The sequence below is a fragment of the Cyanobium gracile UHCC 0139 genome, assembly GCF_034931325.1.
GTDB lineage: Bacteria > Cyanobacteriota > Cyanobacteriia > PCC-6307 > Cyanobiaceae > Cyanobium > Cyanobium gracile_B.
On the sequence record NZ_JAYGHX010000001.1, the window covers coordinates 530,311 to 554,192 of the forward strand.

Here is a 23,882-nt window from a genome sequence, read left to right on the forward strand (position 1 = left end):
GTGGGTCTTCCCGACCAGCTGCTGCTGAGCGATCTGCTGCGGCGGCAGGTGCGGTGCGATCAGGGCCTCGAGCGCGGTGCTGGCGTGCTGGCCTGGATGCACCCGCCGGTGCACCGGCTGCTGGGCTGGGCCAGCCGGCCCTCGGCCTTCGCCCAGCGGCGGCTCGTCTGGCGGCTGGACCAGCTGCGGGGCCTGGGGGAGCAGGAGGTGTTCGTGAAGGGGGAGCCGGCGGAAACCGACGCGGCCACCCTCGAACGGTTGCCGACCCTGATCGATGCCGCCCTCACCGGCGCCGATGACGTGCCCCTGGGGCTGGTGGCCGACGCCGCCGTGGAGCTGCGCAGCGGCCGCATCCTGCACTACCTGGTGGCCCGCAGCGACCCGCGGCTGCCCGGCACCAGCCGCTGGCGCCTCAGCCCCGACCGGATCGTCGACCAGCAGCCCGGCCGGGTGTTCACCGCCCTGCGGGGGCTGGATGATCTGCCGGTGGCCCGCGCCAGCGTGCGCCAGCAGCTGCTGCGCCGCTCACGGCGCTGGAAGGAGCAGGTGCAGGAGGTGGGCGGCCGCGTCGAGGAGCGGCTGGAGGGCTGGCTGGAGGAGCCCCCCTGGCCGGAGGCCTTCCGCGAGGAGCGGCCCTGGCCCGATCGCGACCCCGACCCTGCGCGGGAGCGCCGCGACCCCTACGACGAGGACCCCGCCGGGCCCGACCCCTATGGGGAGGAGCGCTACGTCGGCGAGCCGGACGAACCCGACCCCCTCGAGGACTGGCCTGAGGAGGAGGAGCCGCTGGAGGAGCCCCGGGAGTTCCGGGAGCCCCGCCAGGTGCCGCCGGAGGAGCCGCCACCGCGCCGCGATCGCTACCGGGGCCGGGAGCCCCACCGGGACGACGACCCCTGGATCTGATACTGGAGGGCCGTTGCCGCGCCCCCCGGTGGTTTCTGCCTCGACCCCGTCATTCTCGGTGCCCGAGGCCCTGCGCAAGGAGGGCCTGAGCCAGGGCGACTACGACGAGATCGTGCGCCGTCTGGGGCGCGCCCCCAACCGGGCCGAGCTGGGCATGTTCGGGGTGATGTGGTCGGAGCACTGCTGCTACCGCAACTCCCGCCCCCTGCTGGGCCAGTTCCCCACCACCGGCCCCCGCATCCTGGTGGGACCGGGCGAGAACGCCGGCGTGGTCGACCTGGGCGAGGGCCAGCGGCTGGCCTTCAAGATCGAGAGCCACAACCACCCTTCGGCGGTGGAGCCCTTCCAGGGGGCGGCCACCGGGGTGGGGGGCATCCTGCGGGACATCTTCACCATGGGGGCGCGCCCGATCGCCCTGCTCAACGCCCTGCGCTTCGGGCCGCTGGAGGACGAGCGCAACGTGGGCCTGATGGAGGGGGTGGTGGCCGGCATCGCCCACTACGGCAACTGCGTCGGCGTGCCGACGGTGGGGGGTGAGGTGGCCTTCGACCCCAGCTACGGCGGCAACCCGCTGGTGAATGCCATGGCCCTGGGCCTGATGGAGACCGACGACATCGTCTGCTCCGGGGCGGTGGGCGTGGGCAATCCGGTGGTCTACGTGGGCAGCACCACCGGCCGTGACGGCATGGGCGGCGCCAGCTTCGCGTCCGCCGAGCTCACCGAGGCCTCCCTCGACGACCGGCCCGCCGTGCAGGTGGGCGATCCGTTCCTGGAGAAGGGGCTGATCGAGGCCTGCCTGGAGGCCTTCCAGAGCGGTGATGTGGTGGCGGCCCAGGACATGGGCGCCGCCGGCCTCACCTGCAGCTGCTCGGAGATGGCGGCCAAGGGGGGCCTGGGCATCGAACTGGATCTGGATCGGGTGCCCGCCCGTGAGGCCGGCATGAGCGCCTACGAGTTCCTGCTGAGCGAATCCCAGGAGCGGATGCTGTTCGTGGTGGCGGCGGGCCGGGAGGAGCCGCTGATGGAGCGCTTCCGCCGCTGGGGCCTGCAGGCGGCGGTGGTGGGCCGGGTGCTGCAGGAGAACGTGGTGAGGGTGCTGCAGCACGGCGCGGTGGCGGCCGAGGTGCCCGCCAGCGCCCTGGCGGACGACACGCCGATCAACCACCACGAGCTGCTGGCCGAACCCCCGGCCGAGATCCAGGCCCACTGGACCTGGAGCGAAGCCGAGCTGCCGCCGGCCTCGAATGCCGGCGGCCTGGAGCTGGCCGCTGGAGCGCTGGGCTGGGGTGACGTGCTGCTGCGCCTGCTCGATGACCCCACCATCGCCAGCAAGCGCTGGGTGTACCGCCAGTACGACCACCAGGTCCAGGCCAACACGGTGGTGCTGCCCGGCGGTGCCGATGCGGCGGTGGTGCGACTGCGGCCCCAGCAGGGGGAGGGGGCGATGGCGGCGGCGACGCGCGGCGTGGCGGCGACGGTCGACTGCCCCAACCGCTGGGTGGCCCTCGATCCGGAGCGGGGCGCCATGGCGGCGGTGGCGGAGGCGGCCCGCAACCTCTCCTGCGCCGGCGCCGAGCCCCTGGCGGTCACCGACAACCTCAACTTCCCCTCCCCCGACACCGCCACCGGCTATTGGCAGCTGGCGATGGCCTGCCGGGGCCTGTCGGCGGCCTGCAGCGCCCTGGCCACGCCGGTCACCGGCGGCAACGTCTCCCTGTACAACGAGACCCGCCTGCCGGACGGGCGCATGCAGCCGATCCACCCCACCCCGGTGGTGGGCATGGTGGGCCTGGTGCACGACCTGGTCCACGTGACGGGGCTGGCCTGGGGCCAGGCCGGTGATGCCATCTGGCTGCTGGGGGTGCCGCTGCAGGAGAGCGGCGACGAACGCCTGGGACTGGGGGCCAGCAGCTACCTGGAGGTGGTCCACGGCCGGCTCACCGGTCGCCCGCCGCTGACGGATCTGGCCCTGGAGGGCCAGGTGCAGGGCTTCCTGCGCCAGGCCATCGCCGCCGGTCTGGTGCGCTCCGCCCACGACCTCTCCGATGGCGGCCTGGCGGTGGCGCTGGCGGAGGCCTGCATCGCCTCCGGCCTGGGGGCCGCGCTGGAGTTGCCCGCCGGCGCGGGGCGCCCCGACCGGCTGCTGTTCGCCGAGGGCGGCGCCCGGGTGCTGGTGAGCGTGGCGCCGGAGCAGGAGGCGGCCTGGCGGGCGGCCCTGGCCGAGGCCGGTGAGGCCGTGCCGGCCGAGCGCCTGGGGGTGGTCACGGCGGATTCCCGCCTGGTGGTGGCGCGGGGCGGCGAGCCCCTGCTGGCGCTGGCGGTGGAGCAGCTGCGCCACACCTACGAGCAGGCGATCCCTGCCCGCCTGGGCAAGGCTGGCCCCCCACCCGACAGGTAATGGGCCAAGATGAAGCCGGTCCTTGGTCTGAACCTCCCGTGCCCTTCGCCGATCACCGCGATGCGCACGCTTCCCTGACCGACCCTGACCGCCCCGACAAGCCGGAGGAGGCCTGCGGCGTCTTCGCCGTGCTGGCCGCCGAAGAGGCGGTGGCCAACCTCACCTATTTCGGGCTCTACGCCCTGCAGCACCGGGGCCAGGAGTCGGCCGGCATTGCCGTCTTCGACGACGTCAAGGTGCGGCTGCACAAGGACATGGGCCTGGTGAGCCAGGTGTTCGACCAGGAGGTGCTGGAGCGGATGCCGGGCCAGCTGGCCATCGGCCACAACCGCTATTCCACCACCGGCAGCAGCAAGGTCTGTAACGCCCAGCCCGTGGTGCTGATGACGCGCCTGGGGCCGCTTGCCCTGGCCCACAACGGCAACCTGGTGAACGCGGCGGAGCTGCGGGATTCGCTGGCGCACCTGGCCGGGGAGTTCACCTCCACCACCGACTCGGAGCTGATCGCCTTCGCGCTGCAGGAGGCGGTGGATTCCGGCCTGGGCTGGAACGCGGCGATCCGCCAAGCCGCCGGCCGCTGCCGCGGCGCCTTCAGCCTGGTGATCGGCACCCCCGACGGCCTGTTCGCCCTGCGGGACGGCCACGGCATCCGGCCGCTGGTGTTCGGCCTGCTGGGGGAACCGGAGCAGGGCCAGTGGGTGGCCAGCAGTGAGAGCTGCGGCCTCGACATCATCGGCGCCAGCTTTGTGGATGACGTGCAGCCCGGCGAGCTGATCCACTTCCGCCAGGCCGATCCGATTCCCGAGCGGCAGCGCTGGTGCGAGGAGCCCAGCAAGCTGTGCGTCTTCGAGATGATCTACTTCGCCCGGCCCGACAGCCGCTTCTTCGGCGAGTCGCTCTACAGCTACCGGGTGCGGATCGGTGAGGTGCTGGCCCGGGAAACGCCCGTGGAGGCCGACATCGTCATCGGCGTGCCCGATTCCGGCATCCCGGCGGCGATCGGTTATTCGCACGTGAGCGGCATCCCCTTCGCCGACGGCCTGATCAAGAACCGCTATGTGGGCCGCACCTTCATCCAGCCCACCCAGGCGATGCGCGAGGCGGGCATCCGGGTGAAGCTCAACCCCCTGCCCGATGTGCTCGCCGGCAAGCGGGTGGTGGTGATCGACGACTCGATCGTCCGCGGCACCACCAGCCGCAAGCTGGTGGCGGCCCTGCGGGATGCGGGCGCCACCGAGGTGCACATGCGGATCAGCTCGCCGCCCGTCACCCACCCCTGCTTCTACGGCATCGACACCGACACCCAGGACCACCTGATCGCGGCGCGGCTGACGCTGGAGGAGATCGAGCGGCACCTGGGGGTGGATTCGCTCGCTTACCTCACCAAGGCCGGCATGGTGGAGGCGGCCCAGGCCAACTCCAGCCATTTCTGTACCGCCTGCTTCGACGGCCAGTACCCGATCGAGATGGATGAGGAGGTGCGCAACAGCAAGCTGATGCTCGAGCCCACCGGCCTGGCGGCGCGGGTGTAGGCCCGGCGGCCGGCCGCACCATGCGCATCGCCTTTCTCGATTCCTGGCTGCAGGACGTGGCCGAGGGCAGCGGCACGGCGGCGGCCATCGGCGGCCTGGCCGGGGCCCTGATCGCCCGGGGCCACACGGTGGAGCGGCTGGTGCCCGAGGGGGCCTGGCCCCGCAATCTGCTGCTGCGCCGCCTCTGGTTCAACCTCACCCTGCCCAAGCGGTTGGCCGCGGCAGCAGGCCGCTACGACCTGGTGGTGGGCTTCGACATCGACGGCTTCCGGGTGGCGCACCGCTGCCCTGTGCCCTACGTCTGCTGCATCAAGGGGGTGCTGGCGGAGGAGTCGCGCTGCGAGAGCGGTTGGCCGCGGCTGATGCTCTGGGGTCTGTCGCGGCTGGAGCGCCTCAACGCCCGCCGGGCGCCTTTGGTGCTTTCCACCAGCCGCTACTGCTGCGAGCGCATCGAAGAGCACTACGGCGTGCCGGCCGGCCGGCTGCGGCTGGTGCCGGAGGGGATCAACACCGGGCTGTGGAACCCGGCGGCCGAGGACACCGCCCCCCGCGAGCCCCACACGGTGCTATGCGTGGCGCGCCAGTACCCCCGCAAGCGAGTGGGGGATCTGATCACCGCGTTCCAGAGCGTGCAGCAGCGGCTGCCGAGCGCCCGACTGGTGGTGATCGGCGACGGGCCGGAGCACGGGACGCTGCGGGAGCTGGTGGAGCGGCTGGGGCTGGGGAAGGTGGTGCAGCTGCTGGGGGCCCTGCCCGACGACGCGACCGTGCGCGAGTGGTACCGGCGCAGTGCGGTGTTTTGCCTGCCGTCGATCCAGGAGGGCTTCGGAATCGTGTTCCTTGAGGCGATGGCCAGCGGGCTGCCGGTGGTGAGCACCAAGGCCACGGCGATTCCCGAGGTGGTGCCCCATGGCCAGGCCGGCCTGCTGGTGCCGCCGCGGGATCCAGCGGCGCTGGCCGAGGCCCTTCTCAAGTTGCTCACCAATCCCGAACTGCAGGGCCGCTGCCGCGCCTTCGGCCGCGAGCACGTGGGGCCGTTCAGCTGGGACCGGGTGGCGGAACGCTTCCTGGAGGCGGTGTCGCCCCCGGCAGCCGCCGGATCGTGACCAGGCCGCGGCTGCGGCCGGAGGTGGAATCAAGGGTGCGGATCGCGGCCCAGAGGTCGGCGATCGGGACCCACACCGAGGGGTAGCGGTAGCGGGCCACGTCGAGGATCAGCACCCGGTCGGAGGGGGCGTGGAAGGCGGCCAGCGGGGCGATGTGGCCGCCGCCGGCCTGGCCGAGGGTCGGCCGCAGGTAGTTGGCCAGCAGGCGATCGCCGGGCTGGCTGAGGTTGGCGCGCAGCAGGGCGCGGAACTGCTCCAGGCTGAGCTGGTCGCCGTGGATCGCTTCGGCCTTCACCCCGTGGGCCCCCAGCAGGCCGGCCAGCTCGGCCAGGGTCATGCCCTGGCGCCGCACCACGTCAGCGCTCACCACCTGGCTGCCGGCCGGCACCTCGAAGACGTTCTCCTGGGTCCAGAAGCGGTAACGGCCGTAGCCCGGCACGGCCGGGGCGGGCACGGCCAGGCTGTTGAGCACCATGGCGGCACTGGCCACACCGCAGTAGGCGAGGTTGGCCTGCGTGAGGAACTGCTCGGCCAGGGGGCCGTAGTCGGCCCTGGCGGCGCCGTTGGCCACCAGCAGATCCATGCCCGCAGGCTCCATCAGGGGGATGGGGGCCGCCCGCAGCGGTGCCGCCACGGCCAGCGACAGCAGCACCAGGCCGGGGAAGGGGAGGGTCGAGCGCGAAGGCATGGGATCGAAGGTAGGGGAGCCATCGCTGGGGTGGGGCTGCCGGGCCCGTGATCAGCCGAGCTCCAGGCACGGAACCGGTGATGGATCGTGCACTCCAATGCTGTGCTGTCCGCTCGTCTATGTCGTCACACTTTTCTGAAGTGCTTCCTGGGCGAGCCTGTTGAGACTCTTTCCCTGTATTTCCGCAGTGATCGCCAGGGTCTTGTGAAGCTCAGGAGGAATTCTTAGATTGAATCTTCCGGAAAAGTGTTTACGGGGCTCGATTCCCTGCTCCTTGCAGACCTCAAGGAAAACCTCCAAAGAATTCTTGAACTCACGGCGAAGCTCATCCGGAGTGGAGCCATAGAAGTCGGCTCCTCCAGATAGACCAAGAATTTCCCCACGAAATTGATCCGTGTCCGCGTCGTATTCAATTTTGGCCTGGTAGCCATCCACTGTCATGAGATTCATGGGGTCACTCCGTGTTCTTCAGGGTGGCTGGGGTCGATGGAAGACCCTGACTTCACCAAACAGAACGACCGCGACGCGGCTGCCTGCTCTCTCGGTGACATCCCCACCCAGCTCCTGAAACAGCGCTTCAACGTCCCTCCACGGCACATTGCCGCTCACAGGTCGGGAAAAGATCAGCTCAAGAGTGCGCTGGTTCTTCCGCTTCATTCCAGCATGGTACTGATTAACGGTACCACTTGTGGGTAGCAATCAGCCGAGCTCCAGGCAGGCCAGCCCGTACACGTCCGCCAGCGACACCGCCGGCGGCACGCCTCGGTACATGCGCAGCGTGCGGGAGGCCGGGCTGAACCCCAGCGATGCCAGCAGCGGCGCGGCGGCGGCATTGGCGCCGGGGGCATCGATCAGCACCGTGCCGGGATGGCGCTGCAGCAGGCCCTCCAGCAGGGCCCGGGCGGCGGCGGGACTGTCCGCCACCAGGGGCCCGAGGCGCCAGCCGTCGCCGTCGGCCAGCAGGCAGGGCCGCACCCGCCCGAAGCCGTGGCAGGCGCCGGCCCGGTCCACCAGGGCCAGCACCGTGCCGGCCGGATGCCGTAGCCACTGGCGCAGGAAGTGGGGGCGGGGCGAGGGTTCCCGCTCGGCATCGAAGCGCTGCACGGCGGTCGCCGGGATGGCGCCGCCCTCCAACAGGCACCAGGGGGGCTCCGGCGCGGCGGTTAGCGGGGCTGGTTTCTCGCCCGCGTGGAGCCGCTGCCAGCGGGTGGTGGGGGAGGCGGGCGCGAAGCCCCAGCCGGCGTAGTCGTCGATCCGGTCGGGGGCGGCCTCCAGGCCGACGCAGGGCACGTCGGCCAGATGGTCCAGCGCCTGCTTCCACAGCTGCACCCCGTAGCCCCGGCCCCGCTGGGCGGGCACCACCAGGAACAGGCCGATGAAGCCGTAGGAGGCGTTGTAGCGGACCCCGGCGATGCACCCCACCGGCTCGTCGCCGAGCCAGCCCACCCAGAGGCCCTGGCGGTCGGTCTGGCGGTAGATGGCCACATCGCCCACCCCCGGCGCGAAGCCCTCCTGGCGGGCCCAGCCCGTGATGGTGGGGATGTCGGCGCTCTGCAGGGGGCGGATGGTGAGGGGGGAGGGACGGCTCCGGTCGGGCGTGTTCACCAGATCGTCTCCAGCTCCGGAATGGCGCGGAGCTTCTCGTCGGCGCTGATCAGGGGCCGGCGGCCCTGCAGGGCCGTGGCGGCGATGAGGCGATCGGCTGGGTCGCCATGGCGGAACTGGGGGCCACGGGAGAGCAGGGCGATCTCGGCGGTGATCGGCAGCACCTCCAGCCGCAACGCTTCGAGCAGGCGGCTCAGGTAGAGGGCCGGGGGCACGGCTTCCGGGAGGGTCAGCCGTCCGCGTTCGTGCAGCAGGGCCAGCTCCCAGAGGCTGATGTCGGCGATGGCCAGCTGCCCCTGGGCGCGCCCCTGCTCCAGAGCCGCCGCGGCACGGCGGGACAGCCGGGCCGGCTCATGGGCCCAGAACAGCAGCACATGGGTGTCACAGATGGTCAGCATCACCGGTGCCTTCGAGATCGGCGTCGCCATCGGCGATCGGGGCGACGACATCCCCCAGGGTGACGCTGCCGCCCAGCCCTTCCAGCCAGAGGCGGGCCTCCTCGGCCGGGTCCTGTTCCGGCTCGATGCGGGCAATCACCCGGCCATGAGAGGTGACCTGAATCGCTTCTCCGGCCTGCACCCGCTTGAGCCAGGACGGCAGGTTCTGGCGCAGGTGGGTGACGGAGACGCGCGCCATGGTGGGCGTCTGTACATGGGGTCTGTACAGATTAGAGAGCGTGTGGATGGGGAGTGGGCCCGGCTGGGGAACCCTCAAGAGACCACCCACACGCTTGAGCCCATGGCTGACGCCAGCAGCGCCCCCGGCCTGATCCAGCGCTATCGCGAGGAGCTGCAGGTGCGCCATTACGCCCGCCGCACCGTGAACACCTATGAGCAGTGGCTGCGGCGGTTCCTGCGGTTTCACCGCCTGCGACACCCTCGGACGATGGGAAGCACCGAAGTGAATGCCTTTCTGAGTTACCTGGCCGTGGAGCGGAAGGTGAGCGCCTCCACCCAGAACCAGGCGCTGGCGGCGCTGCTGTTTCTGTACAGGGACCTGCTGGGGCACGACCTGGTGCTGGAAGATCTGGTGCGGGCGCGGACAAGGCGGCGGCTGCCGGTGGTGCTGACGCCCCAGGAGGTGAGGGCGGTGCTGGAGCGGCTGGCCGGCGTGGAGGGACTGGTGGCCGGGTTGCTCTATGGGAGTGGCCTGCGGCTGATGGAAGCCCTCCGGCTGAGGGTGCACGATCTCGACTTCCACCGGCATGACCTAGCGGTGCGCGACGGCAAGGGCGGCAAGGATCGCCGCACCCTGCTTCCCACCAGTGTGGGCCAGCAGCTACAGGCACATCTGGTTGCCGTGCGGGAGGTGCATCGTCAGGATCTTGCCGAGGGCTGCGGCCGTGTGTCGCTGCCCCAAGCGCTGGCAAGGAAGTACCCCAACGCTGCCGCGGAATGGGGCTGGCAGTGGGTGTTTCCGCAGCGGCAACGCTGGCGCGATCCAGCCAGCGGAGAGCAGGGCCGGCACCATCTCGATCCCAGCCTGATCCAGAAGGCTGTGCGGCGGGCGGTGCTGGCGGCGGGGATCATCAAGCCGGCGACACCGCACACCTTTCGCCATTCGTTTGCCACCCACCTGCTGGAGCGGGGCCAGGACATCCGCACGATCCAGGAACTGCTGGGGCATCAGGATGTGCAGACAACCATGATCTACACCCATGTGCTGAACCGCGGGCCCCTAGGCGTCAGCAGTCCGGCCGACTTGCTGTAGCCCACTGAACGGTCTTCTGCGGGTCCGCCTAAGGCTTGGGACCTGTGGCTGGATGAGCCCGGCATCGTTTGCCGTCAGGCTGTGGATCAAGGTCTTCTACACACATGCCTTAACTGGTTTAGGCTGATGGGGGTTGAAGCATGGACGCTTTAACCGGGTCCGCCCATTTAGCGTTAGCTGGCTTCGGCTTCAGGTGGTGGCAGCAGTTTGGAATTACTGGTAAGGTGCTTAAAGTTGAAAGCGCAATATTTGTCCAATTGATATGAAAGAGTATTTGAAGGTTAGTGAAATCATCGACTGGCAGCATCCAGAAGTTATGGAACGTGCCAAACAGATCGCATTGAAGTTTGAGACACCAATGGTGATCGCAAAAGCATGTTTTGAGTGGGTGCGAGATGAAATCTGTCACAGTGTTGATTATCAGATGAACCCACTAACCTGTTGCGCTTCTGACGTTCTCAAGTATAAGACAGGCTATTGTTTCGCTAAAAGCCACTTGCTGGCAGCCTTGCTGCGGGCAAACCAGATCCCGGCAGGATTTTGTTATCAGCGATTGAGTATTGATGATAAAGGTGCGCCGTACTGTTTGCACGGTTTCAATGCGATCTATCTACCTGAAATTGGTTGGTATCGGGTTGATGCCAGAGGCAATAAAGCAGGGATCAATGCTCAGTTCAGTCCACCTCACGAGCAGTTAGCGTACAAAGTTCAGCTTCCTGAAGAGGCGGATTTTCAGACAATTCTTGCCGATCCTCTTGGGATAATTGTAGAGGCGTTGCACACGCAGGTTACATGGGATAATTTTCTTCGTAGTCTTCCAGATGTTTCGTTGGAATCTGCAAAAAATTATGGTCTTGTAACAGATAACGAGTATGCGCCAGCCAGCTAACACGGCGTTGGAGCGGATCGACGAGAGATCTGGGTGCTGAGTTCGAGGTTATCTGCAACCGCTCAACTCTGACGTTATACGCACTAGAGTGCTCGCCAAGGCTCCACTAAAATGATTCTCAATCAGAAGACACTCGAAAAGCTACGACAACTAATAAACGAGGAGACTGAATATAGGTCAGGGCCGAAACTTGTGCAGTTTTTTAACAGCCTTGGATTTAGTGACAACTATGGCCAAGGCTTCCCGTCGCGATGGGCATACACCGATGAAAGGCTTGCCAGGCTAAACGGAACTCCTGGGATTGACCAATGCATACGCGCAGTATTCGCTCCGGTTAACTTTGTCGGCCAGTTTGACAATCTTGATCGGCTACTGGAGGAGTTCAACCAGTATCTGGCTTTTGACAGCTGGAAAGTTGTGAGAGAGGGAGCCGATCTTCGGTTTGTGCGTGTTGATAAGAATCAGGCTGCGACCAACACTGTTAAAGCTGAGGTGAACGAAGAAGATCAGTTCCTCAAGCGCGAGTTTTCTAATTTATCCATTGATGCGCTTGGACTTGAGGGAGGCTTGGTTGATGTTCTTAATGAGCGGGTTAAAGAGATTGAACGATGCTTCCAGTCTGGCGCATATCTGGCTGTACTTATACTAGCTGGTAGCACCTTAGAAGGCCTATTGCTTGGCATTGCGGGAAAGCATCCACGCCATTTCAATCAAGCCCAAGCATCCCCCAAAGACTCAGATGGAAGGCCTATGAAGTTTCATCAGTGGAATTTGAATGCTTTGATTGATGTCGCGGCCGAACTTAAGTTAATTGAGCACGATACAAAGAAGTTTAGTCACACACTGCGTGACTTTCGAAACTACATCCATCCGTTTGAGCAGATGAGCGTTGGATTTAGCCCTAGGGAAGGCACGGCAAAGATATCATTGCAAGTCCTAAAGTCTGCAATATACGACATTACACAAGGCATCACCATGCTGGGCGTATAACATTGCCATTCACCTGGGCCGCCTCCTCAAGGCCTTCTTATGCAGCCGTTACTCACTGCGGCCAGGTGATGGCAAGCGTTCGAAAGATCAGAGAAGGCCAAGTGATGAGTAACCTAGGACATGATCATTGCGTGGCAGTCAATGGATGACTTATTCACGGATACAGACATTACCGAGTATCATCCAATCTATGCAGCTATTCGCGATAGCGAGTATCTTCGTGGTGACAAAGATAGATTAGAAGCAATGTGGGGAAAATACCATCCTTATGCAGACAAGCATTTTCTCCGTGAGATCAAGACGAACTTCATTCAGCGGTATTGGGAGATGGCGACAACCTTGGCACTGCTACATTCAGGATGCCTACTTAGGAGCGATGACACTGGACCAGACATAGTTGTTATTGACGGGGATGATGCGCCTTTGCTTTACGTCGAATGCGTTGCTCCAACTGGAGGCAATGGAACAGATAAGATTGAGGAACCAGACAAGGATGTCTTCTGGGTGCCTCATGGTGACATAATCCTGAGATATCTTTCAGCAGTAAGAGAGAAGCAGAAGCGCTACCGCTGCTGGTTAGAGAATGGCCTAATTGATTCATCCCTTCCCTTTGTGATCGCTTTAAACTCAAGAGATATACCAATGGCAGTCTCTGAAGCAAATCCGCCAAGGCTAGTGCAGGCATTTTATGGGATTGGAACAGCTTATGTTCAGCTTGATGCTCGAACCCTGAGAGTTATGGAAGACGGCTATACCTCTAAGCTCACGACTCATAAACGATCCGGAAGCGAAGTCAGCCTTGGCAGTTTTCTAACCAAAGAACTTGAAGACGTAAGTGCCGTTCCTTATGCCTGTCTTCCTCAGAACTGGATTCCCGATGATCCAAGGGAGGAAATGACTATCGCTCATAACTTCATGGCACGCAACCCACTGCCAAGGGGCTGGATAGGTAGAGCTAGTGAAATATGGTATACAGGAAGCAGAGTGGAAAGAACCTCATATTCCTGACAAGAATAATGCTATAGAATGCAGTCCAGTTAGGGAAGACTTTCGAACAAGCCCCTCGAGTGGACAGGCCACCGCAAGCTCTCTGCTGCGCCACCCCAAACTCCCTGCCTGCCACTCAGGGGCAGCGTTATGCGTAGCAACTACAGCTGGCTAGCATTTGTATCTCCCAGGGAGCTGCCACAATGATTCAAGATGAAGAAAGCTATAGGTACAAGGGAGTGCCACTAACTGCAGCTGTCGTAGAGTACATTGCAAAATCGCAGCTTGCAGGGCAACAGCTCAAAAGAAGCCAGATCGTAGATTACGTGGAAAAGTATCATGCTCAACATGGAGGATTCCCCTGCCAGGCTGCTGATCTTTCGCGGACTGTCAAAAAAGCACTAGACAATCTCAAAGCGAATAAGGACGCCGAGAATCCATCAACAGGATGGTGGAGAATTTCTAGGGGCGTGGAAGGCGAGCAATCAGGTGAGTCGAAAGACGATGTAGCTCACGCTGGCGAGGTTGACGAAGAGGAAACCCAGGCCTTTCAGCCATTACTGCTTCTGGGTGAGGGCGACGAGACAATCTATCTCTATTACTATCCTGCATACAAAGCAGCCGCACATTCTATCAGCCAAGACAAGTGGCTTTGCAAAATAGGAAGGACAGACTCAAGCGCAAGACTTAGAATCTCATGTCAGTCAACAGGAATGCCTGAACGACCAGAAATTGGGCTTGTCTATCGTACTAACGATTCTAGGACTCTTGAAAGCGTCCTTCATGGCGTTCTCACCCTCAGGAACCAATGGAGTGAGAGTTCACCTGGCGTTGAATGGTTTATCACTTCGGCAGAGGACGTGCTTTCAATTATTGAATTTGTTCTAGGTCATCCTGTCATAGCAGAAGCTCACGCATAACATCCAGATACAGAAGACGGGAGCTGAGGATGGGGTCTACGCTGAGAGCTCTACCCGCTTCTGATCTGGAGCGTTCGTGGTGCGGAGCTCGCTTTCTGGGCGGATGACGTGGACGCTGCCTTTCAGCGTGCGCTCGACTCAGGGGCCCTATCACTTACTCCACCACGAACAATGCCGTGGGGCCAAACGGTCGCGTACGTGCAGGCGCCCGAGGGGACCATCGTTGGGTTCATAACTCCAGTCGGTACGTAGGCTCCTGCTGGTCGCGACACGTCCATCCTGCACTGGGCGCCCAACGCATATCAACGCTTGCTGCTGACGGCTACGGATGCGATGGCGCAGGTACAACCTGAGCATTCTATTAGAGTGTCCGCAGCAGAAGCTAACGTTATGCGCCTGAAAGGCATACCCATCTGAAGATCCAACGATGACAACAGCTGATGCCGAAGTTCGCACCGTACTCGAAGAATGTGCTGCTGCAACAAGGCTAAGCCGAAGGGATGAAATCCTGAAGCAAAACTCAGCGAACTTGGTGATCTTCGATGTTTTGCCTCCAATGAAGTACGAGAGTGCTGAATCATACAGACGCAGTTGGGACGAGTGGCAGCCAGACGCAGAGGGAGAAGCTGTGTTCAATCTTGAGAATCTGACCATCACTGCTGGTAACGATGCCGCTTTCGCCCATAGCTTCATACGCTGCGGTGGCACGTTGCCGGACGGGAGAACGTTTCAGGATTTGGTGCGGGCGACATTCTGCTTGAGAAAGGTCGATGGCTCATGGGTGGTTGAGCATCAGCATGTGTCAAAGCCCTACGTGCATTCGTGAACAATGTGCTCGCGCAGGCGCATAACATCAAGATACAGAAGACGGGAGCGGATAGTGTCGCCAATGCCAAAGCCACTGCCCGCTTCTGATCTTGAGCGTTAGGCGGCGCAAACAAAGAGAGTCCCACCACGATGCAGAACTACGATCTCGCCATCCCTACGCTGCCATCTCGATCAGTCGCCTCGACTACAGAGTTCTATCGACGACTCGGCTTCGAAGGCGGAGCGCACCCCTTCAACAGCGATTACGCTATCTTCAGGCGTGGTGCAGTCGAACTGCATTTCTTCACGCACATGGATCTCCAACCTGCAGAGTCCTCATCTGGCTGCTATATCAGAGTCCAAGACGTAGATACTTTCTACAAAGCGTGCTCAGCCCTTGGGTTACCACGCACAGGTATCCCACGCATGGACAGACTCGAAGACAAGCCGTGGGGTCTCCGAGAGTTTGCCATCGTCGATCCTGACGGCAATCTCCTGCGCATTGGCCAAGTCATCTAAGGCCAGGTGCACGCCTTGCCGGACACAGCGCCGCCTAACCCCTCGTTGAACCACCGGACCCGCTACGGCCGGCCGGTTCACTCGAACGTTTTACCGACGCGCGTGATCGACGAGTTCATTATCCAGCCGCTTGTCCGCAGCCCGCGCCACGACGCGGCGCTTGAGCAACTGCTCCACGACGCCTACGTCCCCGCCGGCTTCACGGAGGCGGCCCGCGCCACCGCGCTCTTCCGAGCGGACGCGGTCCATGCGCGTGGGTTCACGTTCGGCGCACACGATGCGTCGGGCACGCTGCTCGGCACCGTCACCCTCGTCCCCGGTGGCGGGCCCGCGTGCCGGATCGCCGCCGCACATGAGCTCGAGGTGCATCTCTTGGCCGTGCGAGCCGATGCCCGCGGTCGTGGCGTCGGCGAAGCGTTGGTCACCGCCCTCCTCGACGCCCCTGAGGCGCAGCGCTCCACCGTTGCCTGGCTGTGGACGCAAGCCGCGATGACCACCGCCCAGCGCCTCTACCACCGGCTCCAGTTCGAGCGGGTGCCGAGCCGCGACTTCCGCGAAGGAACCCGAGAGTTCCTCGTGTACGCCCGGCCGCTCAGCGGGCGCGCCGACTTGGGTGCGGTATGACGCCGCTTGCTGCAGCAGCAGAAGCAAACGTTAGGCAGATTAGTGGCGATTGACGATGAACCACGAGCGACTCGAAACTCACCGCAAGAGCGGTTCACAGCCCCTACACGCGAATGGCATCCCACTAGGCGTCGCCTTTCAGGAGTTCTGGACATGGTCAGGCTCGGATCTCATCAGCAACGCGCCGCGCGGGATTCTTGCTGCGTTTCTGGTCGCCCATGCGCTGGGGGTCGATGGATCCGCTCAACGTCAATCACGTTCTCGCCTTGCTTCAGAAGCTCTGCCCGAGAGCGGTGCCGCTCGATGGTCCCTGCGACGCTCTGGCCGAGGTAGCCAGCTGCATCCCGTCTGCTCCAGGCAGTACGGCGTAACCCGCTACTGCGTAACCTCAAGAGCTGGCTTCGCATCTGTACCCATGGTGTTCGCTGCGTTCTCGCTCCTCGCAGGCGCCGCCCTGGTGTGGTTGTCTGTGTGGTTGAAGCTGCGCTCCCAGCAGTGCCGGCAGTGGCCCAGCGTCATGGGTCGCGTCACCGAATCTCGCGTGGACGACGCCCGCCTGGAAACGACCAAGCCCATTCTTCGCTATCACTATGAAGTTGGCGGCCAAATCTACGTTGGCTTCCGCGCTTCGTTCTCCGGCTACGGCGTCAGCCGTGCGGCGATGGAGTCGGTCATCAAGCCCTACCCCCAGGGAAGCAGGGTCAGGGTCTACTACAACCCACGCCATCCGGCATCCGCCGTCCTCGACAACACCGCTCCGTCGGATTGGCCCTATTGGTTGTCGTTTGGTGTCGGCTTCCTGGTCCTCGCTGTCTATCTGGTTCTGCGATGAGCCACCGCCCCGCTTCGATCCGGGTCCTCGGCCCCACGGATGCCCCGGCGCTTCGTCAGATGCTGGGCCTCTTCAGCGACGCCTTCGACGACCCCGAGTCCTACCTCCACCATCAACCCAGTGACGCCTACCTCACCAGGCTCCTGGCCAGCGACACCTTCATCGCTGTCGCCGCCTTCGCGGCAGACCAGATGGTCGGCGGCCTGGCCGGTTACGTCCTTCTCAAGTTTGAGCAGGAGCGCAGCGAGTTCTACATCTACGACCTGGCCGTCGCGGAGGAGTTCAGGCGCCAGGGCATCGCCACCGCACTCATCAACACCATCAGGCGCATCGCCCAGCAGCGCGGCATCCATGTGATCTACGTCCAGGCCGACTACGGCGATGACCCAGCGGTCGCGCTCTACACCAAGCTCGGCACCCGGGAAGACGTCATGCACTACGACATTCTTCCCGGCGCGTAGGCGACGAGATCGAATTCCGCCTGGAATCCCGCCGCCGTGGGGCTGCAGGCATACAGCCCCACCTGTGCCGGTCCCGTCTCGCCCAGCTCCTGCAGCCGGGCCATCCGCAGTTGCTGCCAGTCCTCCCCATCCAGGCTGGCGTCGGCGATCACATCGCGGCCCTCGCGGCGCAGCCGGAACCACACCGTGCGGATCTCCCGGGCCAGGGGCTGGGTCGACCAGTCGGAGGCCTGGGCGTTGGTCACCACTGCGCCGAGCCGGTTGGGGCCGTCCGGTTCGAATTCCACCGAGGTCTTGATCCAGCAGGCCGGCGACAGCCGCAGCAGCAGTCCGGCTTGGTCGTAGCGGTGGCGCGGATGGGCCGTCACCCGGCAGGTGAGCAGCCCATCACCGTCCATCTCCCGCAGCAGGGCATGGCCGTTGTCGGCCTCGAAGCCGTAGTGGGTGCGCTGCCAGAAGTCGGTGCGGCCCGCCGGCCAGAGCCGCAGGCGGCCGGTGGCGGCCTCCCGTTCCCATCGCGGCGGTTCGTTCAGCCACTGCAGGTCGTTGTCGAGGTTCATGGTGTCTCAGGGGTGGGGGTGGTGGCCAGGCCGATCTCCTGGCCGTAGGAGAGCTCCAGGGTGTGGCCGTCGGGATCCCTCAGGAAGGCCCAGAGCCCCACGGGCGGGCCATCGTCCCGCGGCTCTGCGATCAGCACCCCCTCGCTGCGGGCCATTGCGCAGAGCTCCAGCAGTCGCTCCGGACTGGCGCAGCCCACCCCGAGATGGCCCAGAGGCCGCAACGGCGCCTCCACTACGCCGCTCTCGATCAGCACCACGACGAAGGGCCGGGTGCCATCGCCGATCCAGGCGACGCGCAGCCCCGTGCCGCTGTCCCGCCGGTGGACGGGACGCAGGCCGGTGTAGGTGGCATAAAAGGCCAGGCTCCGCTCCAGATCCGTGACGGGCAGGGCCACATGGGTCAGTCCGATGTCAACCATGGCGAGGCAGGAGAAGGACATGGAGGCCGGCCAGGGCCAGCCCCACGGGGATCAGCAGGGCGGGCACGGCGGCCAGCCCCAGGTCAGCGGCGATCCAGCCCAGCGAGCTGGGCACGGCCACCGCACCGGCGCTGGCGGCACTGGTGGCCAGGCCGACGGCGGCCGGCACCAGGGCGACGGGCAGGCGCCGCGGGATCAGCAGGATCGTGGCGGGAAAGATCCCGGCCAGGCCGAACCCCGCCAGCGGCAGGGCGAGCCAGGGCGCGGCCCCACCGGACCAGCCGATCAGGGCCGCCAGCAGCAGGGCCAGCGAGCCGCTGATCCACCGGATCACCCCCAGCCGCCCCACCAGCCCGCCGAAACCGAAGCGGCCCGCCGTCAGCCCCAGCCAGTAGAGACTGACGCCGATGCCGGCTGCCACCGCCGCCTGGGAGCGGCCCAGGTGCTGAACGCTGAAGGCCCAGGTGCCGATCGAGGCCTCGAGGCCCACCGCCGCCAGCAGCACCAGCCCGCACAGCCCCACGGCCGGCCGCCGCAGGGCCTGCCCCAGCACCCGCCAGTCGCCGCCGGCGGCCCCGGCGGGACGCGGCCCCGGGCCGGCCCGCCGTTGCTGCCAGAGCCGTAGCAGCACCAGGCCGCCCAGGCCGGCCAGCACCAGATACACCTGGCGCCAGCCGCCCCCCAGGGCCAGCACGGTGGTGGCGATCGCCGGCCCCGTGACGGCGCCGACGCCGTAGAAGCCATGCAGCGGGCCGATCAGCCGGGCGCCGGCCGCGTGCTGCGCCACGGCCGTGTTGAGGCCGGCGTCGACCAGGCCGATGCCCAGGCCCACTACCAGTCCCGTGGCCACCATCAGGTCCCAGCGGGGGGTGAGGGCGTAGAGCAGCAGGGCCGAGGCCAGCAGCGTGAAGGCCACCAGCAGCAGCTGGTCCAGCCCCAGCCGGCTGCTCACCACGCCGTTCAGCAGGGCCGCCAGCAGATAGCCAACGATCTGGCTGACCAGCAGCAGCGTCACCGATCCGGTGCTCAGCGTGAAGGTGTCCAGCAGGGAGGGCACCAGCACGCCGAGGGCCGCCTCCACCGCGCCGATCACCACAAAGGCGGCGCAGGCCACCCCCATCCGCAGGTCGCTCGCTGTGTCAGCCATCACGGCGGCGCAAGGCGACGGCGACCAGCAGCAGCAGCACCGCCAGCCAGCGGGCGGGCCCGTTCGGCTGCTGGGGGACCCCCAGCCAGCCCCAGTGGTCGATCAGCAGCGAGCCGACCAGCTGGCTGCAGACCACCGTCATGGTGGTGGCGGTGAGCCCGAGCCGGGGAATCACCAGGGTGGAGAGGGTGACGTAGAGGGCGCCGAGCATGCCGCCGCCCAGGGCCCAGGGCGGGACAGCGGCGAGCCGCTCGATGGGGCCGGCACGGAAACCCCCCAGGCCCAGCAGCAGCCCGAGGGCGGCGGCACCCACCAGGAAGTTGACCGTGGCGGCGGCCACGGCGGAGCGCAGCGTGCCGCCCAGGCGCGCATTGGCGGCCCCGCCCAGCGACAGCAGGCTGCCCGCCGAGAAGGCACAGAGCACGGCGGAGAGGGGGTTCATCGCCCACCCCCCGACTGGGTGAGCAGGACCATGGCCGCCAGGAACAGCGCCATCGCCGCCCAGCCCCGGGTGCCGAGGCGCTGGCGGCGCACCCCCAGCCAGCCGTGGTGATCCATCACGAGGCCGGCGACCGCCTGGCCGGCCACCACCAGCCCGAGGGTGAGGGTGGCGCCGAGACGGGGGATCACCAGGGTGCTGGAGCTCACGTACCAGGCGCCGAGCACCCCGGCCAGCAGGGTCCAGCGTGGCGCCGTGCCGATCGCCCGCCAGTCGGGGGCCGGCAGCAGGCCGCTGAGCAGCAGCCCGATCAGGGTGAGCGAACCCAGCAGGTAGGAGTGGAGGGCGGCGAGGGGAACGGACTGGAGCGACTGGGCCAGCCGGGCGTTCATGGCCGCCTGCACCGGCAGCAGGGCACCGGCCAGCAGGGCCAGGGCGATCGCCAAGGCCGAGGAGACGGGGACGACGGGCGCCCGCGAGCGGTGCAGGGACAGGCAAGACATCTCGACATCAAGAGACTTGATCCGAAGCTAGGGGTGAGTTGTCTTGACGTCAAGCTATCCTCGGGCCATGGCCTCCGACCGCATCGACCTGATCCAGGGCCAATGGCAGCAGGCCTCCCCGGACCTGGATGTCTCCGCCCTGGCCGTGGTGGGGCGGATCCTGCGCATCGCCCGGCTGCTGGAGCGCCAGCGCGAAGCCCTGCTGGCTCCCCATGGGCTCAGCCTCTGGTCCTTCGATGTGCTGGCCACCCTCCGGCGCCAGCCCCCACCGCACCAGCTCACCCCCACCGAGCTCTACGGCGCCTTGATGCTGTCCTCCGGCGCCATGACCAACCGGATCGATCGCCTCGAGGCCGACGGCCTGGTGGAGAGACACCGTGAAACGACCGACCGGCGCAGCGTCCTGGTGCGGCTCACGGCCAGGGGCGCCCAGCTGGTGGAGACGGTGCTGCCTGTGGTCGTTGGCAACGAGCGGGAACGGCTGGAGCACTGCACCACCTCCGAGGAGCGTGAGCTCCTGGCCGGGCTGCTGCGCCGCCAGCTCCTGGCCCTGGACGGCGGCGACTGAAGCCTCCGCAGCACCATGGCTTCAGCACTCTCCTTCAGGCCCCTCACGCAGGCCGATCGCCAGCGCCTCGAGAGCCTGTGCATCGCCTGCAGCGACTTCTTCGAGTGCATCGAAGCTCAGCCCGGTGGCTGTGAAACGGCAGCCGAGCTGCTTGGTCCCCTCGCGCCGGACGTGGGCAGCGGAGAGAAAAGCCTCGTTGGCGTGGAGTTTGGCCGTGAACTGGTCGGGGTGGTGGAGCTGTTGGCTGGTTTCCCTGGGCCGCAGGAGTGGTACGTCGGTCTGCTGCTGCTTCATCCCGAGCGGCGCGGTGCGGGAGCCGGAACGGCCATCTGGGAACACCTGCGGCAACAGATGACCCAGGAGGGGGCCACCACGGTGCGACTCATCGTCCAACAACAGAATCCCCGTGCTCGTCGGTTCTGGGAGCGGCAGGGATTCACCGTGGAGAGGGAGATGATGGCCACAGCCGGCAAGCTGGAAAGCCCCGTCTGGCTGTTGCGTCGTGATCTTCAGGCGCCGGCCGCCCATGCCGTGGCAGCCCAGTAGGGCTCACCTTGCCGCTGAGCGAAAGCGCCCGACACGACCATGAAGATCAGGCTCGAACCCCCCAACCCGGCCTGGACGGAGGCCTTCGAACGGCACAGGGAGCGCCTCCTGGAAGCCCTGCCGATAGCGGGGCTTTTCGTCGATCACATCGGCAGTACCTCCCTGGGCGACATCAGCGCCAAGCCGATCATCGACATCCTTGTCGGCCTGCCGGATCCATCCCCACTGGATGCGGTGATCGATCCCCTGCTGGCCGCCGGCTACACCTATGTGGAAGCGTTCACGGGCGCCATGCCGTACAGGCGCTTCTTCGTCAGTCTCCAGGCCCTGTCGGCCGGGCCCCTGCCTCGCGTCATCGGTCCAGCAGATGCGCTGGCCTTCGGCCGTGATTACGACTCCATCGCGAACATTCATGTGATGGAGCGCGGGACTGATCACTGGAGGCGACACATCGCCTTCCGTGACTACCTACGGGCGCATTCTGAGGTGAGACTTGCGTATGAGAGCTTGAAACTCAGGATTGCGAAAATGGATTTCGAGGACCCACTTGACTACAACAGCTTCAAGGCGGATTTCATCCGTGAGCATCAGGGGAAGGCGATGGCCTGGTTCCTGCAAAGAGGGCAGTAGATCTGGGTTGTAACTCAGAGCTGTCGATCAGGACTTTGGTTGCCTCTTGGGCTTACCGACGGATGAGATAGCCTGTTTAACTCTTTGGTCCCTGCGTCAGTTGATCGATGAAGGTCATCATTCTTGGCAATGCCGGGGCCGGCAAGAGCACCCTGGCCAGGAAGCTGATCGCCAGGCAGCCGGCCGCCCGGTTATCGCTGGATGAGGTCGCGTTCCAGGGCGGCACCGAACGGCGTCCCCTTCAGGAGAGTGTCGAGGACGTGAGGCGTTGGATCTCCGAGCAGGACAGCTGGATCATCGAAGGCTGTTACGCAGACATCCTGGAGCCCGTCCTGGCCAGTGCCGATGAACTGATCTTTCTGAATCCCGGCGTTGAGGCCTGCCTGGCCCACTGCCGCTCCAGGCCCTGGGAGCCCGAGAAATTCAGCTCCCGCGATGAACAGGACGCGAATCTCGACAACCTCCTGCAGTGGGTTGGCTCCTACGAAACCCGATCCGACGAATACGGACTCGCCAGGCACCGGGCCCTGTATGAATCCTTTGAGGGGAAGAAGCGGGAATTCTGCCATCCTGAAGCGTATGCATCCTCCAGGTGCTCCGTCTATATCGCCACCAGTCTCGATGGCTGTATCGCCCGCAGCGACGGCTCCATCGATTGGCTGGAGCGCGCCAACGCCGCCGTGCCCGCCGGTGAAGATTGCGGCTACGCCGACTTCATCCAGACGGTCGATGCGATCGTCATGGGACGGGCCACCTTCGACAAGGTCCTCAGCTTTCCTGAATGGCCCTATGGCAGCCTGCCGGTTTATGTGCTCAGCACCACCTTGCGAAGCCGTCCTGCCGGAGTGCCGGACTCGGTCCAGGTGCTTTCTGCCACGCCCCACGAGGTCGTGGAACGGGCCGCTGCAGCGGGCCACCACCATCTCTACATCGATGGCGGACGCACCATCCAGGGCTTCCTGAAAGCTGGGCTGATCACCGAGCTGACGATCACGCTCATCCCGCTGCTGCTGGGCTCAGGGATCAAGCTGTTTGGTGATCTGCCAGCCGACACGAATCTGCGTCTGTTGTCATCCAGAGCCTTTCCGTTCGGTTTCGTTCAGTGTCACTATGCGCTATGCCAGCAGGCCTCGCCTCCAATGCCGACCCTCGAAGGACAGCCGCTGTGATGGTCCCTGAGGATCACTCGCGTATTCCGATCGAGCGATGGCGCCGTTGGCTAGGCGGCGTCCTGCTCGTACCACTCCTGGCGATGTCGGGCGGGTTTGTCTTCCTCCTCTGCCATGCACTGGTGCGTGGTGAAATCAGCATCGTCTCCAGGGGCTATCACGTGTCCAGCAGTGCCTACACGATCAGCACGAATCCGATCGCGTTCTTCTTTTTCTTCCTGCTCAACGCTCTGCTGGCTGCCTTTCTACTTTTCGTCACCGTGGTGGTGGGTCGAAGGGTGGTCACGGGGACCAGGCCCAGGTGAGGGGAACTTGAGCGAATCGGGGGTGAAGCCCTTGAAAAGCTGGCTTCAGGCCTGCCGCTTTCTGCGACGCCTGGCATGGTACGAGTGCAGATGCAGTCCGATCGCGACCAGCGCCATACCGGTGGCCACCAGCATGGCGCCGAAGAGGCTTCCCAGAACGCCGGAAACCGGTACTCCCGGTTTCAGCAGCGACCTGCTGGGGTCGCGGGGATCGTAGAAGATGGGTACAGGGCGACCTACGGGTAAGGACTCAGCCTCGCGTTGAGCCACCTCAGCGCTCTTGATGATTCCCACGTCGTCAAGGCTTTGGCGCGTGCCTGAGTACGTGCGCCCCCACACGGTAAACGCGTAGTGCAGCCGCACGACATGGGTTCCTACAGCGCCCCGCCTTGAATCGATGATGATGGGCTTAGCCACCGCCTCCGATTTCTTCACTTCCCCCACCACCGCAGGCCAGGACCGTGATTGCCATCCCTCGACGATCATCGGCACGTTGCGCACCAGTAAGAATCCCCCGCCCCCGAGAGTGGTGGCGAGGATCAAGCCAAGAACCACCGCAATGAATGCAGCCTGCAGCACACGCATGATGGTGGGAGCCTAGCTGAACCACCCCCGCCTGGCCTGA

Annotated in this window: 30 protein-coding genes; 19 read left to right on the forward strand and 11 right to left on the reverse strand. The window is 65.2% G+C overall.

Features of this window, described 5'->3' with window-relative positions:
• From VB738_RS02575 to VB738_RS02590, 4 genes are read left to right on the forward strand one after another with little or no spacing between them, the layout of a single operon-like run.
• Complete coding sequence (locus VB738_RS02575) at positions 1–903, forward strand: RNA methyltransferase (RefSeq protein WP_323304251.1); 903 nt, start codon at positions 1–3, stop codon at positions 901–903.
• Between the two features lie 28 nt (positions 904–931).
• Positions 932–3,301, forward strand: coding sequence for a phosphoribosylformylglycinamidine synthase subunit PurL (purL, locus tag VB738_RS02580; RefSeq protein WP_323304252.1), 2,370 nt, complete (start codon positions 932–934; stop codon positions 3,299–3,301).
• A complete protein-coding gene (gene purF, locus VB738_RS02585) occupies positions 3,301–4,833 on the forward strand; it encodes an amidophosphoribosyltransferase (protein WP_323304253.1) in 1,533 nt (510 codons plus the stop codon). The genes purL and purF overlap by 1 nt, the downstream gene beginning before the upstream one ends.
• A 20-nt stretch (positions 4,834–4,853) precedes the next feature.
• The gene (locus VB738_RS02590; protein ID WP_323304254.1) at positions 4,854–5,939 is read left to right on the forward strand and encodes a glycosyltransferase family 4 protein; all 1,086 of its coding nucleotides are present in this window, start codon (positions 4,854–4,856) and stop codon (positions 5,937–5,939) included.
• On the opposite strand, the gene VB738_RS02595 is transcribed toward VB738_RS02590, so the two are convergent.
• From VB738_RS02595 to VB738_RS02615, 5 genes are all read right to left on the reverse strand, one after another.
• Positions 5,872–6,627 carry a phytochelatin synthase family protein gene (locus tag VB738_RS02595; protein WP_323304255.1) on the reverse strand — a complete coding sequence of 252 codons (756 nt, stop codon included), beginning with the start codon at positions 6,625–6,627 and terminating at the stop codon, positions 5,872–5,874. The genes VB738_RS02590 and VB738_RS02595 overlap by 68 nt on opposite strands.
• A gap of 117 nt (positions 6,628–6,744) precedes the next feature.
• On the reverse strand, positions 6,745–7,077 hold the full coding sequence (locus tag VB738_RS02600; protein WP_323304256.1) for a type II toxin-antitoxin system HicB family antitoxin: 333 nt from the start codon (positions 7,075–7,077) through the stop codon (positions 6,745–6,747).
• Between the two features lie 249 nt (positions 7,078–7,326).
• Entirely contained in the window at positions 7,327–8,232 is a 906-nt protein-coding gene (locus VB738_RS02605; protein ID WP_323304257.1) for a GNAT family N-acetyltransferase, read from the reverse strand.
• Positions 8,229–8,630 carry a type II toxin-antitoxin system VapC family toxin gene (locus VB738_RS02610; RefSeq protein WP_323304258.1) on the reverse strand — a complete coding sequence of 134 codons (402 nt, stop codon included), beginning with the start codon at positions 8,628–8,630 and terminating at the stop codon, positions 8,229–8,231. Before VB738_RS02610 ends, VB738_RS02605 begins: the two co-directional genes overlap by 4 nt.
• Positions 8,614–8,868 (reverse strand): type II toxin-antitoxin system prevent-host-death family antitoxin, encoded by a 255-nt coding sequence (locus VB738_RS02615; protein ID WP_323304259.1) that lies wholly within the window; start codon positions 8,866–8,868, stop codon positions 8,614–8,616. The genes VB738_RS02610 and VB738_RS02615 overlap by 17 nt, the downstream gene beginning before the upstream one ends.
• A 102-nt stretch (positions 8,869–8,970) precedes the next feature.
• Between VB738_RS02615 and VB738_RS02620 the strand changes: the two genes are divergently transcribed.
• From VB738_RS02620 to VB738_RS02660, 10 genes are all read left to right on the forward strand, one after another.
• Positions 8,971–9,942 (forward strand): integron integrase, encoded by a 972-nt coding sequence (locus VB738_RS02620; RefSeq protein WP_323304260.1) that lies wholly within the window; start codon positions 8,971–8,973, stop codon positions 9,940–9,942.
• A gap of 262 nt (positions 9,943–10,204) precedes the next feature.
• Positions 10,205–10,831, forward strand: a complete 627-nt coding sequence (locus tag VB738_RS02625) for a transglutaminase family protein (RefSeq protein ID WP_323304261.1) — start codon at positions 10,205–10,207, stop codon at positions 10,829–10,831.
• A gap of 111 nt (positions 10,832–10,942) precedes the next feature.
• Positions 10,943–11,821, forward strand: coding sequence for a hypothetical protein (locus VB738_RS02630; protein WP_323304262.1), 879 nt, complete (start codon positions 10,943–10,945; stop codon positions 11,819–11,821).
• A 120-nt stretch (positions 11,822–11,941) separates the two neighbouring features.
• The gene (locus VB738_RS02635) at positions 11,942–12,829 is read left to right on the forward strand and encodes a hypothetical protein (protein WP_323304263.1); all 888 of its coding nucleotides are present in this window, start codon (positions 11,942–11,944) and stop codon (positions 12,827–12,829) included.
• Between the two features lie 182 nt (positions 12,830–13,011).
• The gene (locus VB738_RS02640; RefSeq protein WP_323304264.1) at positions 13,012–13,728 is read left to right on the forward strand and encodes a GIY-YIG nuclease family protein; all 717 of its coding nucleotides are present in this window, start codon (positions 13,012–13,014) and stop codon (positions 13,726–13,728) included.
• A gap of 427 nt (positions 13,729–14,155) precedes the next feature.
• Entirely contained in the window at positions 14,156–14,554 is a 399-nt protein-coding gene (locus tag VB738_RS02645) for a YybH family protein (protein ID WP_323304265.1), read from the forward strand.
• Positions 14,555–14,685: 131 nt separating this feature from the next.
• Positions 14,686–15,054, forward strand: coding sequence for a bleomycin resistance protein (locus VB738_RS16425; RefSeq protein WP_416233139.1), 369 nt, complete (start codon positions 14,686–14,688; stop codon positions 15,052–15,054).
• 102 nt (positions 15,055–15,156) lie between these two features.
• A complete protein-coding gene (locus tag VB738_RS02650) occupies positions 15,157–15,678 on the forward strand; it encodes a GNAT family N-acetyltransferase (RefSeq protein WP_323304266.1) in 522 nt (173 codons plus the stop codon).
• A 415-nt stretch (positions 15,679–16,093) separates the two neighbouring features.
• Complete coding sequence (locus tag VB738_RS02655) at positions 16,094–16,510, forward strand: DUF3592 domain-containing protein (RefSeq protein WP_323304267.1); 417 nt, start codon at positions 16,094–16,096, stop codon at positions 16,508–16,510.
• Positions 16,507–16,971, forward strand: a complete 465-nt coding sequence (locus tag VB738_RS02660; RefSeq protein ID WP_323304268.1) for an AAC(3)-I family aminoglycoside N-acetyltransferase — start codon at positions 16,507–16,509, stop codon at positions 16,969–16,971. Before VB738_RS02655 ends, VB738_RS02660 begins: the two co-directional genes overlap by 4 nt.
• On the opposite strand, the gene VB738_RS02665 is transcribed toward VB738_RS02660, so the two are convergent.
• Genes VB738_RS02665 through VB738_RS02685 form a run of 5 tightly spaced genes read right to left on the reverse strand, consistent with a single transcriptional unit; the run spans position 16,947 to position 20,039 of the window.
• Positions 16,947–17,531 (reverse strand): DUF1349 domain-containing protein, encoded by a 585-nt coding sequence (locus tag VB738_RS02665; protein ID WP_323304269.1) that lies wholly within the window; start codon positions 17,529–17,531, stop codon positions 16,947–16,949. The genes VB738_RS02660 and VB738_RS02665 overlap by 25 nt on opposite strands.
• The gene (locus VB738_RS02670; RefSeq protein WP_323304270.1) at positions 17,528–17,971 is read right to left on the reverse strand and encodes a VOC family protein; all 444 of its coding nucleotides are present in this window, start codon (positions 17,969–17,971) and stop codon (positions 17,528–17,530) included. The genes VB738_RS02665 and VB738_RS02670 overlap by 4 nt, the downstream gene beginning before the upstream one ends.
• A complete protein-coding gene (locus VB738_RS02675; protein WP_323304271.1) occupies positions 17,943–19,097 on the reverse strand; it encodes an MFS transporter in 1,155 nt (384 codons plus the stop codon). The genes VB738_RS02670 and VB738_RS02675 overlap by 29 nt, the downstream gene beginning before the upstream one ends.
• The gene (locus VB738_RS02680) at positions 19,090–19,539 is read right to left on the reverse strand and encodes a DMT family transporter (RefSeq protein WP_254971955.1); all 450 of its coding nucleotides are present in this window, start codon (positions 19,537–19,539) and stop codon (positions 19,090–19,092) included. The genes VB738_RS02675 and VB738_RS02680 overlap by 8 nt, the downstream gene beginning before the upstream one ends.
• Positions 19,536–20,039: a DMT family transporter gene (locus tag VB738_RS02685; RefSeq protein WP_323304272.1), complete on the reverse strand. Its 504-nt coding sequence runs from the start codon at positions 20,037–20,039 to the stop codon at positions 19,536–19,538. The genes VB738_RS02680 and VB738_RS02685 overlap by 4 nt, the downstream gene beginning before the upstream one ends.
• Positions 20,040–20,106: 67 nt before the next feature.
• Here VB738_RS02685 and VB738_RS02690 point away from each other — a divergent pair, with 67 nt between their 5' ends.
• From VB738_RS02690 to VB738_RS02710, 5 genes are all read left to right on the forward strand, one after another.
• A complete protein-coding gene (locus VB738_RS02690; protein WP_094586312.1) occupies positions 20,107–20,607 on the forward strand; it encodes a MarR family winged helix-turn-helix transcriptional regulator in 501 nt (166 codons plus the stop codon).
• Between the two features lie 15 nt (positions 20,608–20,622).
• Complete coding sequence (locus VB738_RS02695; RefSeq protein WP_323304273.1) at positions 20,623–21,153, forward strand: GNAT family N-acetyltransferase; 531 nt, start codon at positions 20,623–20,625, stop codon at positions 21,151–21,153.
• Between the two features lie 39 nt (positions 21,154–21,192).
• Complete coding sequence (locus VB738_RS02700; protein ID WP_094586316.1) at positions 21,193–21,783, forward strand: GrpB family protein; 591 nt, start codon at positions 21,193–21,195, stop codon at positions 21,781–21,783.
• Between the two features lie 107 nt (positions 21,784–21,890).
• On the forward strand, positions 21,891–22,952 hold the full coding sequence (locus VB738_RS02705; RefSeq protein WP_198960140.1) for a dihydrofolate reductase family protein: 1,062 nt from the start codon (positions 21,891–21,893) through the stop codon (positions 22,950–22,952).
• Positions 22,952–23,257: a hypothetical protein gene (locus VB738_RS02710; protein WP_094586318.1), complete on the forward strand. Its 306-nt coding sequence runs from the start codon at positions 22,952–22,954 to the stop codon at positions 23,255–23,257. Before VB738_RS02705 ends, VB738_RS02710 begins: the two co-directional genes overlap by 1 nt.
• Positions 23,258–23,302: 45 nt before the next feature.
• On the opposite strand, the gene VB738_RS02715 is transcribed toward VB738_RS02710, so the two are convergent.
• Positions 23,303–23,842 carry a DUF3592 domain-containing protein gene (locus tag VB738_RS02715; RefSeq protein ID WP_216915689.1) on the reverse strand — a complete coding sequence of 180 codons (540 nt, stop codon included), beginning with the start codon at positions 23,840–23,842 and terminating at the stop codon, positions 23,303–23,305.
• Positions 23,843–23,882: the final 40 nt, after the last annotated feature.